Below are 16,235 nucleotides of genomic sequence, written 5' to 3'. Positions count from 1 at the left end.
CGTGTCGCCCCCCGCTGCCGCTTCTGCCGAACGGACCGACGACGGAACCACTAGCAACGCGGGCGAGTATCGGCGCCGGGACACCGTCTCGATCGCCGACAACGTGGTGGTCTCGCGACAGCCGCTGACTGCGACACGGCTCAACAATGCCGCTGTGCCGCTTATTGAGGCGCTCTCTACGTCCGAATTCCGTTCACCCGCGAGCATCGCGGCAGAGACAGGTCACGACCGTGAGACCGTCGACCGACTTTTCGAACGGCTCGCCACACGGGACTTCCTCGAGTGGCGACCGGCACGTGACCTCCAGCATCGTCCGCCGACGTCGGTCGTCGTCACGGTTCGGAACGACCGCGAAAACCTCGTCCACTGCCTCGATGCGCTGGCCGAACTGAATTACCCTGATTACGAGATTGTCGTCGTCGACGACGGCTCGACCGATGGAACGCGAGAATTAGTCGAGGACCGGGCGAAGGACGATAGCGATATCCACCTAGTTCGAGTCGGCGAACCGGACGACCCGATCGGTATCGGTGCCGCCCGGAATCGTGGCGTCGACGCCGCGCACCACGATGTGATCGCATTTACCGACGCCGACTGTCGACCGCGGCCTCCGTGGCTCGCCGATCTCGTCCCGTGTCTCGCAGCCGCGGACCTCGTCGGTGGCCGCGTCCGGCCGGCAGGGAAGAGCGCTGCGAGCGTCTACGAGGGCGTGAACTCTTCGCTCGACATGGGGGGGTACGCTGCCCGCGTCGACCCCGCCGGAACCACACCGTACCTCCCAACCGCAAACCTCGTCGGCCGTCGTGCAGTGTTCGAAACGGTCGCATTTCCCGAGCGAAACATTGCCGAAGACGTGGATGTCTGCTGGGGTGCACTGGACGCCGGGTACACGGTGGTGTACACCCCGACCGGCGTGGTGGAGCATACATACCGTGACAGCCCCCGGGAATTCGCCGCCCGGCGAGGAACCTATGGTGCTTCCGAAGCGCTCCTGGCGAGCGAACACGACCGTGAGGACAGTAGCGTCGACGTCCCGGTTGCCGTACTGCTGGTCCTCGCACTCGCGGTGACTGGTGTCGTCGGCACCGGAACGGTCGCGACTGGCGCAGTCGTATTCGCTGGGGCTGTACTCGGACTTACTGCTGGCGTTCGTGGCTGGCGCGGCTGGCGGCGTGCCCGTCGGCTCACACCAGCAGTTTCGCTGAGCGACCTCGTGGAGAGCTGGGGCCGCAAGCGACTATCGTCGGCGTACGCACTCTCACAGGAGGTGACACGCTACTACGTGCTCCCCATCGCGGTGCTCGGTGGAATCTCTTGGGTCGTCGGGCCGTCGTGGCTTGGGCCGAGTATTGCCACCGCTCTCAGTGTTACGGTCGCCCTCCCGGCGATCGTCGAATACCGCGTCCACGATCCCGAGACGTCAAGAACTGCCTACGCTGGCTACTACCTTGCCGACCACCTCGGCTACCAGCTCGGCGTCTACCGTGGTGCACTCGTCCACGGGACGCTCGCCCACCTCCGACCGAGCGCACGCTTCCGCCTCGTTTCCTAGAGCAGTTCGTTCCGTCGGAGATAGTCGACGACCTGCTCGGCCGCTTCCTCGGGCGGAGCATCGATGCGCTCGCCGGCGCTCGTCCCCTCGTCGGTCCCGCGGCCGAGCATCCGGTAGATGCGTTGCTCGACGGTGCCGGTTCTCGGTGGGCGCCCGCGCCCCCAGCGTTCGTTTGGGGTCACGTCTTCCATCGTTGCAGCGCCGACACTCATCGAGAACCGGGACTCTCCCGGCGCGACATCTTCCAAGGGTACTGTTTCGATTTCGGCTTGCTGGCCGGCGACGATCGTCGAGAGCGGTGCACGGTCAGGGTCCGTATACCCGGCGTCGATCCCCAGTACTGTCGGTGACTCGACAACGACTGCCTCTTGCCGGCCGATCGCCAGTTTCCGCTGGACGGCGAGCTCGCCCTGATCGACCGTAACCTCGGTGTCGATATTCGGCGTGCCGAGTCGTGTTACCCGCGTCGCAGCGGGCCAGTCCAGCTGTTCGCCGACAAACGTCGCGATCTCAGATCCCGCGAACGATGACGACTGTCCCACGACGACGACGTCTGGTGATTCGCGGGCGGCGACGCGGGCCAGTACGGTCGCGTACTTGTCCCCGGCAGCCTCCTCGATGGGATCGTAGGCCACATGAAGCCCCTCGTCGGCGCCACGTTCGAGCGCCGCACGAACACAGCGCTTTGCCGGATCACCGCCGATGCCGACCGCTGTCACCTCCTCGGCAACGTCATGGGCGGCTGCCAGCGCGACCCGGTCGTCGATGCTCAGCTGGGGCCGGTACGGCTCTGCGTTTCCATCATCGTCGACGACCCGGTGCGGCTCGGGCCGCGTGGCGACGATCGCCTTCATTGTGCGGTGTACCCTCCGTCAACGGGGATCGTTGACCCGGTAACGAATGCCGCGTCGTCGGACGCGAGGAACGCGATTGCACGACCGATGTCTTCGGGCTCAGCGATCCCCAGCGGCGTCTCCTCGATCATCGACGCCATCGTGTCGGGTATGTCGCTGTCTCCCTCCGATTCCATGGCGGCTTCGAGCATCGGCGTCTCGACGACACCAGGGCAGATTGTGTTCGCCCGGATATCGGGTGCGTACTCGACGGCGATCGATCGAGTCAGCGAGACGAGCGCCCCCTTTGTCGCAGTGTAGATGTCCATCCCGGATTCCGCGATCAGTGCGGCAATCGAGGCGTTGTTGACCACGACACCGGTTCCATCGCCGGTATCGAGCATCGCCGGGATCGCATGCTTCGCGGCATACATCGGCCCCTTGAGGTTCACGCCGGTCAGAAACTCGTAGGCGTCGTCATCGAACTCCGTGATCCGGCTATCAGCTTCCTGTGAGGCGACAGCAGCGTTGTTCACGAGGACGTCTACGCTCCCGAACGTCTTCTCGGCATGCTCAACCATCCCTGCGACGGCATCCTCGTCGCTGACGTCGGCCTCGACGAACGAGGCGTCGCCACCGTCTGCGCCAGCAATAGACTCGGCCAACCCCTCACCCTCCTCGGCGGAGAGGTCTGCGACGACGACATCAGCGCCGCGTTCAGCGAGTATGCGACACGTCGCCGCACCGATCCCGCTTGCACCGCCGGTCACGATAGCCGTCTGGTCATCGAGGTACATGGTCAGCCGAAGTCAAACTCCACGCCCTTGCCGCCCTCCGCCTTCGACCACGAGACGGCGCCCTTGTCGGGGTCGTTCGCACAGAAGACCATACAGGCGCCACACTCCACGCACGGTTCGTACGCGAAGTAGATACCGCCCTCCTGGTCCTCCTGGTAATCGAAGCACTCCGCAGGGCACAGGTGTAGGCAGGGCTTGTCCTCGCAGGTGATACACTGCTCGTTGTCGACGGTGATGTGGGCGTCCTCGCTCACATCCCACTCAACCGTCTCCAGATCGTCCTGGACACTCATCGCTCTGTCTCTCCATCGGTGTCAGTTCGTGGTGTGTGTGAACTCATAGCTATGTGTTGGTGTCGATAGGTATTGCTCTTTTGGTCACAGTGATCTGAGTCCCCGATACCCGTCCTTGAGCAGGTCGAGGAACCCGGCATCACTCCGCCGGAACGCGCGGTACGCCTGTCGCCACGTCAGCCCGGATGCGTCGGTTTCAGCTGAGTACATCCCCCTGAGCGTCTCCGTCGCGATACCCGGATACGCATCGTACATCCGTTCGTTTTTCAGGAACTTCGGGAGGTGACGGTGCTGCTTCATGTCTTGGAGGACGTACGAGTCCTCCAGACTCGTGTCGTACCGTCGGCCGAATGCGTCCCAGTCCCCGTCTTCGGCACACTTTACTGCGGCCTCGGCGGCAACGAGACCGCTCTTGATCCCGTAGTCGAGTCCCCGGAACGTGTACCCCTTGTTGAGTACGAGCCCCGCAGCGTCGCCGACGAGTGCGACCCGGCGATCCTGGCGGTCTGGGAGTGTATCGTAGGAGTGCTCGGGGACGAGGATTCCCTGGTACTCCTCCACGGCGTCGCCCTGAACGTATGGACGGACGGTGTCGAGTTCCATGAAATCCTCCAGTAGCGAGTACAGCGGGGTACCGGTCTCGCCGTACCCCTCGTCGCCAAGCCACCGGAGGGTTTCGAGACCACCGACCGCGCCGACGGAGATGTACTCGTCGAACGTGTAGATGAAGTAGCCGATGGTGGGTGCGCCTTCGGGGAATCCCGTGTAGATGTATGCGGCGCCCTCGTCACTATCGAGGTTGAAGCGCTGGTCGATCGTCTCCCGGCCGACGTCGATTACCTTCTTGACCGACAGCGCCATGTCCTCGTTGCGCATCGTTCGCTGGATCCCCGTCTTCCGACCGACCGTCGTATTCACACCATCGGCGCCGATCACAACGTCGCAAGCGATATCGCCGTCCTCGCGATCGGTGTGGACCACTGCACGGCTCTCCTCCTGTGTGACGTCTCGGACGGCCGTTTCCGAGAGGAACGTCACCCCTTGGTCGACCGCGCGGTCGACAAACCACCGGTCGAACTTCCCGAGCATCAGCGTGTAGTTTGGTTCCTCCCGGAGCTCGAGGTCGCGGTAACCGATGGAGACCTCTGCATCGCCGTGGAGCAGTTTGATGTTATGCTCGACTACGTGGCGTTCAAGCGGTGCTTCTTCCGGGAACTCCGGCACGAGATCGTCCAAGATACTGCCGTAGAGTACGCCACCGGTGACGTTCTTCATCCCCGGCTGTTTGGCGCGTTCGACCAGTGCCACCTCGAACCCCTCGTCGGCGAGTTTGTAGGCGGCGGCGACGCCGGCCCGACCGGCGCCGACGACAACCACGTCGAAGGAGACGTCGGTCATTCGACCACCTCCTCGGCCGCTGCGGACTCGTTGTCCGTTCTCGCCCGGCGAACTGCCTCGGCCAATGCAGGTCCGTACTCGTACACATCGCCGACGATACCGATGTCGGCGAAGTTGAAGACGCGCGCTTCGGGATCCGAATTGATCGGGATCAGATGGTCGGCGTTCACCGAACGCATGTGGTAGGAGTCACCCGAGATTGCGCAGGGGACGTAGACCTCGACGTCGATTTCCTTGCCTGTCACGCCGATCTGGCGGTCGTAAGGCACCCAGCCTTCATCCGACGGGGGACGCGAGGCGCCGATGGCGGCGCCGAATGCGTCTGCGAGGTCTTCGATCAGGTCGAAACCGTCCGGACTACCCAACCCGAAGCCACCCGCGACGATGCGGCGCGCCTTCGAGAGGTCGTCCTCCGGCACCTCGAACGTCTCAACGTGCCGGATGCGGTCGTCGTCGTCCACATCGACCTCGACGGTTCGTTGGGTTGGTTCACCTTCGGGCTGCTGGTCGGGTGTCCCGAGTGATTCGGTGTTGAGCGTCACCACAGGAGGCTCCCGTTCGAAATCGAACTCGGCGTACGCACGGCCGCCGTACGCGGGTCGACCGGCCCGCAGTTTGCCGTCCCGGACCCGCAGTAGGCAGTCGGTGACACAGGCACCCCGTCGTCGCCGCGCCGTCGCAGCCGCGAGGTCGACGCCGTCTGCGGTATCGGGAAGCAGGACTGCTCGTGCGTCGTCGGTGAGTTCCGCGAGCGCCTGTGAACGGGGACGGATCCCCGCTGCGCCCGATGTGAACGTCCCCTCCTCGGAGGTCACGTGGAGTACCTCGTCGGGAGCCCCCGCTGCGGCTTCGTCCGGTGTGACGAGGCCGTCGAACGTGACAGCGACGACGGTGGGTGGTTCGGACGCCGGCCCCGCATCGCCGATCGCCTCGGCGAGTCGGTGGGCCTCGTCGAGCAGCGCGACATCGTCGGCGTCGGGCACGGCCACGATCTGACTCATTGGTAGCACCTCACAGTCATGCGGATAGCTCCCGGGCGAGTAGTTCGCCGTCGTAGATGGCTTTGTCGATCAGTCGCGGGGCGACACAGTCACCGATACGATGGATCGAATCGGCCGCGAATCCCTGTTCTTCCAGCGCATCGGCGAGGCCAGTCCGGGCTTCCCGACGTTCCGCAACAACGAGCGAGTCAGCAGAGACTGTGTTCACGTCCTCGGAGTAGACGTTGAGCAACTGGGCGGTGTTATCCTCGAAGCCGATGATGGTGGCGTGGGTTTCGATGTCGACGCCATGCTCGTACAGTGTTTCGAGAAACGGCGGAACGTTCGTCCCCTCTAGCTGATCACCCGGATGGTAGGAAGTGGTCACGAAGGTCACGTCGTGGTCGGCCACGAGGTGCTCCGCGACGCTGACTCCTGCAGCGTGCTTGTTGTTGTCGAAGACGATCACCGAGTCCCCGACATCTTCGCCGCGTAGGACATCCCACGAGCGGTGAACGTCCGGTCCCTGCAGATCGGGTTGGCTCTCACTAGCGCCGATGGCGACAACCACATCATCCCATGCGTCGGAGCTGACGTCTTCGGGGACGACTTCGGTGTTCGTTTCGACGGTCACGTCACGATTGCCCAGCTGGTTCTTGAGGTTCCGGACGGCATCGCCGAACTCCTGTCTGGAGTCGACCTGTGTCGCGATGTTTGACTGGCCGCCGAGTTGTCCCTCTCGCTCACGGATGGTCACCTGATGGCCGAGGTCGGCGGCCGTCACCGCGAAAGAGAGGCCCGCGGGTCCGCCGCCGACGACGAGTACGTCCCGGGGCGTCGACGCCGGATCGCGGTCCTCGAGGTGGGGAATCTTCGTCTCCCGTCCCGATCGAGGCGTCTGGATACAGCCGACGTGACCGTTCGTGTGGATACCGCCCAGACAGTTCTGGTTGCACGCAATACAGTGAGTGACCTCCTCGTCCTCGCCGCGCCGGACCTTCCGGACCGTGTCGGCATCGGCGATGAGCTGACGGCACATTCCGACGAAGTCCGCGCGGCCCTCCTCCAGTACGTCGTTGGCCTTCGTGAGGTCGTTAATCCGACCGGCCGCAATGACTGGGATGTCGACTTCCTCCCTGGCCGCGCCGTAGTACTCGGAGGTGTAGCCGAGCGGCGCGTGCATCGGCGCATCAGTGATGTGCAGCTTCGAGATGGTTGCGATGTCGGAGTCGATGAAGTCCAGGCTCGGGTGGAGGCGCCGCATCACCTCGACCGCGTAGTCGTAGTCGTAACCGCCGTCCTCCATCTCGTCCAGCGTGAGCCGGATGCCGACGGGGAACTCGTCCCCGACGCGGTCCCGGATGGCCTCGACTACCTCGTTCACGAGCCGAACACGATTGTCCAGTGACCCGCCGTACTCGTCGTCACGGTGGTTGTACTTCGGCGAGAGGAACTGTCGAAGAATCCCGTCGTGGCCGGCTTTGAGTTCGATCCCGTCGAGATTGCCCCGTTTGACGTGTTCAGCGGTTTTGGCGAAGCCGAGTTTGATCTCCTCGATATCCTCCTTCTCCATTCGCTTTGGCATCTCGTAGCCGTACTCTGACGGAACCGCCGAAGGTGCCCATGTCTCCCGCATCGCGTGCTCGCCGGTATCTTCCCCGCCGGTGTGCTGGAGTTGGGCGAACACCTTAGTCCCGTAGTCGTGGACTGCGTCCGCAATCATCTGGAGACGCGGGACGACGTCAGGGTCGTACCCCGAGGCGTACATCGGATTCGACGCGCTCGGGTGGACGAGCATGCTCGACGGGCCGATGATGAGACCAACGCCGCCGCGGGCCCGGGCCTCGTAGTACGCCGCGTCGCGTTCCGTCGGCAGCCCGTCCTCCGCGAACCCCGTCTCGTGTGCCAAGAACACCGTCCGATTCGGGATAGTCACCGATCCGATGCGTCTCGGTGTGAAAAGCATGTCCGGCATAGGTTGTATGTGGTTCTCTATCACGTGTAGTTCGGACGAGGATAAAGATGTACCGCCGGTGTGATGTCCGGAACTTGTTTATAACCTTATATCCCATTGGGAAGCACTGGCATGGAAGCACCGTACCCGTTTGCCGGGATAGTCGATCAGCAAGCGATGAAGCGTGCGTTACTAATCAACGCTGTCAACCCTGAGGTGAACGGTGTACTGCTCCGTGGTGAGCGCGGGACTGCCAAGTCAACCGGGGTCCGTGCGCTCGCGGAAGTCCTTCCCGAGATCGATGTCGTCGCGGACTGTCCCTACGGCTGTCCACCCGATGACCCCGACCGGATGTGCAGCGAGTGCCGGCAGCGGCACGCAGCTGACACTGATCTCCCGGTCGAACGACGACAGATGCAGGTGGTGGACCTGCCGCTAAACGCATCCGAGGACCGCGTCGTCGGCAGTATCGATCTGCAGCGAGCCGTCGGTGCTGGCGAGGCGACGTTCGAACCGGGAATCCTTGCAGAGGCCAACCGTAACATCCTCTACGTCGACGAGGTGAACCTACTCGACGACCACATCGTCGACGTGCTGCTCGATGCAGCAGCGATGGGCGAGAACATCGTCGAGCGGGAGGGCGTCTCCTTCCGCCACCCGGCGGAGTTCATCCTCGTTGGGACGATGAACCCGGAGGAAGGCGGACTCAGGCCCCAACTTCTCGACCGCTTTGACATCATTGTCGACGTCGAAGCCAGCGACGACCCAGCCGAGCGCGTCGAAATCGCCGAACGTCGAGAGGCGTTCGATGCCGATCCCGAGGGGTTCCGCACCGAATACGCAGCCGAACAGGACGCGCTTCGCGAGCAAGTGCGGGATGCGCGCGAACGGCTCACCGATGTCGAAATGACCGAGGAACTGCAGCGCGAAGCCTCCTACGAGGCGCTCCGGCAGCGCGCTCACGGGATGCGCGCGGACATCGCTGTCTCCCGGGTTGCACGCGCTCTCGCGGCACTCGATGGCGAGGACGAGGTGACTGACGCTCACGTCGCGGAGGCTCAATACTTCGCGTTCCCGCACCGGGTGGAAGGCGTCGCCGAGATGAGCTTCGGCGAGGCAGTACTCTCGACCGGGAACGATGACGACGAACCTGAAGAGGGTGAGGACGACGAGGACGATCCCGAAGGCGACGACTCGGCCGACCAGCAAGGCGGCGGTATCCCGATCGCCGAAGGCGAGGAGTCCTACACAGTTGATCGGACCGCTATCGACCCGGAGAAGGACCGGACGATGCGGAGCGCGCTCGCACGGCGCACCCCCTCACGCGTTGACGTGCGTAGCGGTCGATACGTCCGATCGCGCATACAGGAAGACGTGGACGACGTGGCTATCGACGCGACGCTTCGGGCGGCTGCACCTCACCAACGACAGCGTGGGCGAGAGGGGGACGACTTAGTGATCGAACCACGAGATCTCCGGCAGAAACTCCGCGAGCGCACCGCTCGTGCGCTGGTGGTGTTCGTCGTCGACGCCAGTGGTAGCGTGATGAGCGGCCGGCAGATGATGGAGACCAAACGCGGGCTGCTCTCGCTGATCGAGGACGCTTATCGCGCCCGAAACCGCGTCGCCGTTGTGGTCTTCCGCGGCGAGAGTGCCTTCACGCTGGTCGAACCCACTCGGAACCATCGGCGAGCCCGCGACGCTGTCTCGCGATTGACCGTCGGGGGCAATACGCCACTGGCCCACGGCTTGATCGAGGCCTACCAGCTCGTGGAACGTGAGAAACGTCGCGATCAAGATCTCTATCCGCTGGTCGTAGTGCTCTCGGACGGACAGTCGAACGTCGAGTACCGCGAGGACAGTGACGCCAGAGAGGACGCGCTCCGTGCTGCGGCGCTGTTCGACGAGGACGACATCCCGGGAGTGTTCGTCGACACCGGGCACAAACTCGACACGACGCCCGACGAGATCTGGACCGATCGGAAGGCCAAGCGAATGAAACGGAAGCGCCACGAGCGCAATCGAGAGTTCGCGGCGACGATGGGCGCCGACTACCTGCCCCTGATCGACCTGCCGCGTGACGTCGATCTCGAAGCACTCGACTGGGAAGAGGGGACAGCATGATACAACGCGACGAAGTTGGCGGGAAAACGATCGAATCCAATCGATGACCGACCACGACATCACACACGACACCGAGACGATCGAAGACGAATCACGGGCTGGCGGGACGTTCCCGTTCTCGGCCATCGTCGACCAAACTGAAATGAAGCGTGCGCTCGTGCTGAACGCCGTCAACCGCGACGTGGGCGGTGTGTTGATCCGGGGCGAGCGGGGGACGGCCAAGTCGACAGCGGTTCGGGCGCTGGCGGAAGTGCTCCCAGACATCGAGGCCGTGGCAGACTGTCCCTACAGCTGTCCGCCGACCGATCCAGACCGGATGTGCGATGAGTGCCGCGAGCGATACGATGCTGGCGAGGACCTGCCGATCGAGACGCGGCCGATGCGGGTGGTTGACCTACCGCTAAACGCCTCTGAAGATCGTGTTGTCGGCAGCATCGACCTCGAACGCGCGGTCCAGGCGGGGGAACGGGATTTCGAACCCGGGATACTGGCCGAGGCCAACCGTAACATCCTCTACGTCGACGAGGTGAACCTGCTCGACGACCACATCGTCGACGTGTTGCTCGACGCCGCCGCGATGGGCGAGAACATCGTCGAACGCGAGGGCGTCTCGTTCCGCCACCCGTCCGAGTTCATCCTCGTCGGCACGATGAACCCCGAAGAGGGTGACCTCCGACCGCAACTCCTCGACCGCTTCGGCCTCGTCGTCGACGTGGAGGGGGTCAACGAAGTGGACGATCGTGTCGAGATCAGCCGCCGCCGTGCCGAATTCGAGGCCGACCCCGAAGCGTTCCGCGCCGAATACGCTGAGGAGCAGGCGGCGCTACGGAACGACATCGCGACAGCCAGGGAGCGACTCGACGAGGTAGAGCTCGACGACGATATCGCACGGCTGATCGCGGGGATGAACATCGAACTCGACGTCGACGGCCACCGGGGTGACATCACGCTCCGCCGGGCCGCCCGGACGCTGGCCGCTTACGAGGGAGCTGACGAGGTCACCCCTCGAACTGTTCGCCGTGTCGCACGGATGGCGCTTGAACACCGTCTCCAGCGCCTCCCATTCGAGGAAGAAGAGCAGGACGTCTTGAGTGTCTTCCACGACGTACGTCGTGAACTTGGACTCGAAGACTGATTCGCCCCGCTGAAACGGTTCTTCCCTTGTTCGTGGGACTCATTGATTCTAACAGGGTTCCAACTATTGATTATTTGGAGTACACTTATTGTGGATGATAGAACATGGTAATGTGGGAACGCACACCGCGTTAATCTTTGACGCAAGGTCGTTCCCGGAGACAGAGCCATGCCAGAGTACGACTTCAGCGGTAAGGTGGCGTTCGTCACCGGGGCCGCACACGGACAGGGACGCTCGCACGCACAACACTACGCGAAACACGGCGCCGACGTCGTCGCCGTCGACATCGGCCACAACAAGGACACGGTCCCGTATGACCTCGGTACAGCGGACGAACTCGACGAAACGGCAAGCCTCGTCGAGGACGAAGGGCAGCGGGCACTCACTGTCGAAGCCGACGTCTCCGACGAGGCCGAAGTCGAGGCCGCCGTCGACGAGGCTCTCGAAGAGTTCGGTCACATCGACATCCTCGCCAACAACGCCGGCATCGAGTCGATCGCCGACCTGACGGAAATGGACGAGGCGATGTGGGACGAACTCGTCGATGTGAATCTCAAGGGGGTATGGCTCTGCTCTAAACACGTCGGGCAGCACTTCATCGACCGTGGTGACGGCGGCAAAATCGTCTCCACCGCGTCCACTGCCGGCCAAGTTGGCATTCCGAGTAACGGCCATTACGTCGCGGCGAAACACGGTGTCATCGGACTCACGAAGACGCTCGCACTCGAACTTGCCGAGTACGACGTCAACGCCAACTGCATCGGGCCGACAGCTGTCGATACCCCGATGGTCGCAGGGATGCTCGAGGGGTACGGCGAAGAGTTCATGAACGAAATGGGCGCTGTCGCGGGGCCAATGAGCGTCTTCCCGGACACCGACATGATCGAACCGAGCGACATCAGCGAGGCGTACATGTGGCTCTCCAGCGACGCTGCACGCTACGTCACTGGCGTCTTCCTCCCAGTCGACGCTGGTTTCCTCGCAAAGTGAGCTAACCACCCTCCCACTACCAACTACACACAATGGTCGAATACGATTTCGACGGAAAGGTCGCATTCGTCACTGGCGCCGGTCACGGTCAGGGGCGTTCACACGCACAGCACTACGCCAAACACGGTGCCGACGTTGTTGTCACCGACATCTGCGAGAACATCGACACCAACCCCTACGACCTCAGCACGTCCGACGAACTCGAGGAGACAGCGAGTTTAGTCGAGGACGAGGGACAGGAGGCGCTCGCGATCGAGATGGATGTCCGTGAGGAGGATGAGGTCAAAGCCGCAGTCGAGGAGGCAGTCGACCACTTCGGCAAAATCGACATCCTCGCCAACAACGCTGGCATCTTCAACGCTGCTGACGCGACGGAGATGAGTGAACAGCAGTGGGACGAGATGATCGACACGAACCTGAAAGGCGTCTGGCTGTGTTCGAAGCACGTCGGGCAGCACTTCATCGAGCGTGGCGGCGGCGGCAAGATCATCTCCACTGCCTCGACGGCCGCGTTTACCGCGTCGCCGGGGAACGGCCACTATGTGGCCGCCAAGCACGGTGTCCGTGGCCTGACGAAGACGCTGGCGCTCGAACTCGCCGAGTACGACGTCAACGTCAACGCCGTCGCACCAACGGGGATGGACACCCCGATGATTTCGGGGTACCTCGAGGCCTACGGCGAGGAACTCCTCGAGGAGACGATGGCGATGACCGGTCCGGCCAATATCTTCGATGACGGCGGGATGCTCCAACCCAAGGAGATCAGCGAGGCGTACATGTGGCTCTCCAGCGACGCCGCACGCTACGTCACTGGCACAACGCTGAAAGTAGACGCGGGAATGACGGCGAAATAACAATGGTAGAATACGACTTCGACGGAAAGGTCGCGTTCGTCACTGGCGCCGGGCATGGCCAGGGACAGTCACACGCACAGCACTACGCAAAGCACGGTGCCGATGTCGTCGTCACCGATATCTGTGAGAACATCGACACCAACCCCTACGACCTCAGTACCCCTGACGAACTGGAGGAGACAGCGAGCCTCGTCAAGGACGAGGGGCAGGAGGCACTCGCGATCCAAATGGACGTCCGCGAGGAGGACGAGGTCGAGGCAGCTGTCGAGCAAGCAGTCGATCATTTCGGCCACATCGACATCCTCGCGAACAACGCTGGCATCTTCAACGCCGCCGATATGACGGAGATGCCCGAGCAGCAGTGGGATGACATGATCGACACGAACCTGAAAGGCGTCTGGCTGTGTTCGAAGCACGTCGGGCAGCACTTCATCGACCGGGGGGACGGGGGGAAGATCGTCTCCACATCCTCCGCAGCGGGGCTGGTCGGCAGTCCCTCCGCGGGCCACTACGTCGCGACGAAACACGGCGTGCTCGGCCTGACGAAGACGCTGGCGCTCGAGCTCGCCGAGTACGACGTCAACGTCAACGCCGTCTGCCCCACGGGCGTCGACACGCCGATGATCGCGGGGTTTTCCGAAGCCTACGGCGAGGAGATGATGGATCAGATGGGAGAGTTCAGTGGCCCTTGGAGCGTCTTCGACGGTGTGGAGATGATCGAGGCGGAGGACATCAGCGAGGCGTACATGTGGCTGTCGAGTGATGCCGCCCGGTACGTCACCGGGATCGGACTCCCAGTCGACGCGGGGATGACTTCCAAGTAACACAGAACGATGGTTAGCTACGACTTCAGCGGCAAGGTGGCGTTCGTCACCGGGGCCGCACACGGACAGGGACGCTCGCACGCACAGCACTACGCGAAACACGGCGCCGACGTCGTCGTCACCGACATCAATCAGAACATGGACACGGTGCCGTACGACCTCGGCACCCCCGACGAGCTCGAGGAGACGGTGAGCCTCGTCGAAGACGAGGGACAAGAGGCACTGGCTATCGAGATGGACGTCCGCGATGAGTCGGCCGTCGAGTCGGCCGTCGACGAGGCGGTCGACCACTTCGGCAAAATCGACGTCCTCGCCAACAACGCCGGTATCGCCCACTTCGGCGATCTGGTCGAGATGGACGAGGCGATGTGGGACGAGATGCTCGACACGAACCTGAAGGGCGTCTGGCTCTGCAGCAAGCATGTCGGCCAGCACTTCATCGAGCGCGGCGGCGGCGGCAAAATCGTCTCCACATCCTCCATCTACGGGAAAGTCGCCGGGCCTGGGTCCGGACACTACATCGCCGCCAAGCACGGCGTGCTGGGACTGACGAAGACGCTGGCGCTCGAACTCGCCGAGTACGACGTCAACGTCAACGCCGTCTGTCCCACTGGCGTCGACACGCCGATGATCTCGGGAGTGCTGGAATCGTACGGCGAGGAAGCCCTCGAGGAGGCAACGGAGATGACCGGTCCGTGGAACATCTTCGACGAGGGGGGGATGATCGAGTCGAAGGACATCAGCGAGGCGTACATGTGGCTTTCGAGTGATGCCGCCCGGTACGTCACCGGGATCGGACTCCCCGTCGATGCGGGAATGCTCGCGAAATAACTAGGAGACACGACAACCATGCCAGAGTACGACTTCAGCGGCAAGGTGGCGTTTGTCACCGGGGCCGCACACGGCCAAGGACGATCACACGCCAAGTACTACGCGAAACACGGTGCTGACGTTGTGGTCACCGACGTAGGCCACAACATCGATTCGGTTCCCTACGACATGGGGACTACTGACGAGCTACATGAGACAGCAAGCCTCGTCAAGGACGAAGGGCAGGACGCGCTCGCTGTCCAGATGGATGTTCGAGAGGAAGATCAGGTCGAGTCCGCCGTCGACGAGGCGCTCGACGAGTTCGGCCGCATCGACTTCCTCGCGAACAACGCCGGCCTCTGGCCGGCTGCGGACATGACCGAGATGGACGAGAAACAGTGGGACGTGGTGATCGATACGCTGTTGAAAGGCGTCTGGCTGTGTTCGAAGCATGTTGGGCAACACTTCATCGACCGCGGCGACGGCGGCAAGATCGTCTCGACTTCATCGACGGCTGGGCTCGTCGGCGCGCCGGGGACAGGTCACTACGTCGCTGGGAAACACGGCGTGATCGGTCTCACCAAGACACTGGCGCTCGAACTTGCAGAGTACGACGTCAACGTCAACGCCGTTTGTCCCACCGCACTGGACAGTCCAGGGATGCAGAACTATATGGAGGCCTACGGGCCGGAGATGCTCGAGAACATGGGCGAGCTGACCGGACCGATGAACGTATTCGAACCCGGTGAGATGATCGAGGAGAGAGATATCAGCGAAGCGTACATGTGGCTCTCGAGTGACGCCGCACGCTACGTCACCGGGATCGCATTGCCCGTGGACGCCGGCGCGACAGCCAAGTAAGATGGTCAGCTACGATTTCAGCGGCAAGGTGGCATTCGTCACCGGGGCCGCACGTGGACAGGGGCGATCACACGCTCAGCACTATGCCAAACACGGTGCTGACGTTGTCGTTACTGACATCGGTAGCAGTGATGTCGAATCAGTACCGTATGACCTCGGTACCAGCGAGGAACTAGAAGAGACCACACAACTCGTCGAGGACGAAGGCCAAGAAGCACTGGCTATCGAAATGGACGTGCGAAATGAGGACGAGGTTGAAGCCGCGGTTACCGAGGCAGTTGATCACTTCGGCAGGATCGATATCCTCGCTAACAATGCCGCTGTGGTCACCGTAAGTGATCTAGTTGAACTCGACGAAGAAATGTGGGATCAGCTTCTCGATACAAATCTAAAGGGAGTTTGGCTCTGCTCGAAACACGTCGGCCAACACTTCGTCGAACGCGGTGACGGTGGGAAAATCGTCTCTACTTCCTCACAGGCAGGGATGACCGGAAATCCAGGAATCGGTCATTACGTTGCCTCGAAATGGGGCGTCCGTGGGCTGACCAAAACACTGGCCCTTGAGCTCGCCGAGTACGACGTCAACGTCAACGCAGTCGTTCCATCGGTCGTAAACACGCCGATGATAACCGGATTAACCGAGGCGTACGGTGAGGAGGCACTCGGTTCCATTGGTGAGGTAGCCGGGCCGATGAATATCTTTACTCCGGACAACCCAGGAATCGATCCAGGTGACATTAGTGAGGCGTACATGTGGCTCTCCAGCGACGCCGCACGCTACGTCACTGGCATTACTCTCCCTGTCGATACGGGGCACACCATCAAGTGAA

General features: G+C 62.7%; 15 protein-coding genes. 9 read left to right on the top strand and 6 right to left on the bottom strand.

What is annotated here, in order from left to right; all coding sequences use genetic code 11:
• Window position 1 precedes the first annotated feature (1 nt).
• Window positions 2-1,552, top strand: a complete 1,551-nt coding sequence (locus tag BMZ83_RS11105; RefSeq protein WP_166623282.1) for a glycosyltransferase — start codon at window positions 2-4, stop codon at window positions 1,550-1,552.
• Here the strand turns inward: BMZ83_RS11105 and BMZ83_RS11100 are convergent.
• The 6 genes from BMZ83_RS11100 to BMZ83_RS11075 all read right to left on the bottom strand — a co-directional run bounded on the left by BMZ83_RS11100 (window position 1,549) and on the right by BMZ83_RS11075 (window position 7,819).
• Window positions 1,549-2,406: an electron transfer flavoprotein alpha/beta- subunit gene (locus BMZ83_RS11100; RefSeq protein WP_074878644.1), complete on the bottom strand. Its 858-nt coding sequence runs from the start codon at window positions 2,404-2,406 to the stop codon at window positions 1,549-1,551. The two genes, BMZ83_RS11105 and BMZ83_RS11100, sit on opposite strands and share 4 nt — an antisense overlap.
• Entirely contained in the window at window positions 2,403-3,182 is a 780-nt protein-coding gene (locus BMZ83_RS11095; RefSeq protein ID WP_074878642.1) for an SDR family NAD(P)-dependent oxidoreductase, read from the bottom strand. The genes BMZ83_RS11100 and BMZ83_RS11095 overlap by 4 nt, the downstream gene beginning before the upstream one ends.
• Before the next feature lie 2 nt (window positions 3,183-3,184).
• A complete protein-coding gene (locus BMZ83_RS11090) occupies window positions 3,185-3,475 on the bottom strand; it encodes a ferredoxin family protein (protein WP_074878640.1) in 291 nt (96 codons plus the stop codon).
• Window positions 3,476-3,559: 84 nt separating this feature from the next.
• Window positions 3,560-4,873, bottom strand: a complete 1,314-nt coding sequence (locus tag BMZ83_RS11085; protein WP_074878639.1) for an FAD-dependent oxidoreductase — start codon at window positions 4,871-4,873, stop codon at window positions 3,560-3,562.
• Window positions 4,870-5,874 (bottom strand): electron transfer flavoprotein subunit alpha/FixB family protein, encoded by a 1,005-nt coding sequence (locus BMZ83_RS11080; RefSeq protein WP_074878637.1) that lies wholly within the window; start codon window positions 5,872-5,874, stop codon window positions 4,870-4,872. Before BMZ83_RS11080 ends, BMZ83_RS11085 begins: the two co-directional genes overlap by 4 nt.
• A 16-nt stretch (window positions 5,875-5,890) precedes the next feature.
• Window positions 5,891-7,819 (bottom strand): oxidoreductase, encoded by a 1,929-nt coding sequence (locus tag BMZ83_RS11075; RefSeq protein ID WP_255458119.1) that lies wholly within the window; start codon window positions 7,817-7,819, stop codon window positions 5,891-5,893.
• Window positions 7,820-7,984: 165 nt separating this feature from the next.
• Here BMZ83_RS11075 and BMZ83_RS11070 point away from each other — a divergent pair, with 165 nt between their 5' ends.
• The 8 genes from BMZ83_RS11070 to BMZ83_RS11035 all read left to right on the top strand — a co-directional run bounded on the left by BMZ83_RS11070 (window position 7,985) and on the right by BMZ83_RS11035 (window position 16,234).
• Window positions 7,985-9,931: a VWA domain-containing protein gene (locus tag BMZ83_RS11070; protein ID WP_206674355.1), complete on the top strand. Its 1,947-nt coding sequence runs from the start codon at window positions 7,985-7,987 to the stop codon at window positions 9,929-9,931.
• Window positions 9,932-9,974: 43 nt separating this feature from the next.
• Window positions 9,975-11,066, top strand: coding sequence for an ATP-binding protein (locus BMZ83_RS11065; RefSeq protein WP_074878632.1), 1,092 nt, complete (start codon window positions 9,975-9,977; stop codon window positions 11,064-11,066).
• Window positions 11,067-11,234: 168 nt separating this feature from the next.
• Window positions 11,235-12,056: a mycofactocin-coupled SDR family oxidoreductase gene (locus BMZ83_RS11060; protein ID WP_074878630.1), complete on the top strand. Its 822-nt coding sequence runs from the start codon at window positions 11,235-11,237 to the stop codon at window positions 12,054-12,056.
• A gap of 32 nt (window positions 12,057-12,088) precedes the next feature.
• Window positions 12,089-12,910 (top strand): mycofactocin-coupled SDR family oxidoreductase, encoded by an 822-nt coding sequence (locus BMZ83_RS11055; RefSeq protein WP_074878628.1) that lies wholly within the window; start codon window positions 12,089-12,091, stop codon window positions 12,908-12,910.
• Between the two features lie 2 nt (window positions 12,911-12,912).
• The gene (locus BMZ83_RS11050) at window positions 12,913-13,734 is read left to right on the top strand and encodes a mycofactocin-coupled SDR family oxidoreductase (RefSeq protein WP_074878626.1); all 822 of its coding nucleotides are present in this window, start codon (window positions 12,913-12,915) and stop codon (window positions 13,732-13,734) included.
• A 9-nt stretch (window positions 13,735-13,743) separates the two neighbouring features.
• Complete coding sequence (locus BMZ83_RS11045; protein WP_074878624.1) at window positions 13,744-14,565, top strand: mycofactocin-coupled SDR family oxidoreductase; 822 nt, start codon at window positions 13,744-13,746, stop codon at window positions 14,563-14,565.
• An 18-nt stretch (window positions 14,566-14,583) separates the two neighbouring features.
• Window positions 14,584-15,405 carry a mycofactocin-coupled SDR family oxidoreductase gene (locus tag BMZ83_RS11040; RefSeq protein WP_074878622.1) on the top strand — a complete coding sequence of 274 codons (822 nt, stop codon included), beginning with the start codon at window positions 14,584-14,586 and terminating at the stop codon, window positions 15,403-15,405.
• Window position 15,406: 1 nt separating this feature from the next.
• Entirely contained in the window at window positions 15,407-16,234 is an 828-nt protein-coding gene (locus BMZ83_RS11035; RefSeq protein ID WP_074878620.1) for a mycofactocin-coupled SDR family oxidoreductase, read from the top strand.
• Window position 16,235: the final 1 nt, after the last annotated feature.

The sequence above is a fragment of the Halolamina pelagica genome, assembly GCF_900115675.1.
Classification (GTDB): domain Archaea; phylum Halobacteriota; class Halobacteria; order Halobacteriales; family Haloferacaceae; genus Halolamina; species Halolamina pelagica.
Note: the sequence above shows the minus strand (reverse complement) of the source record. Positions and strands in the feature narration are given on the sequence as shown.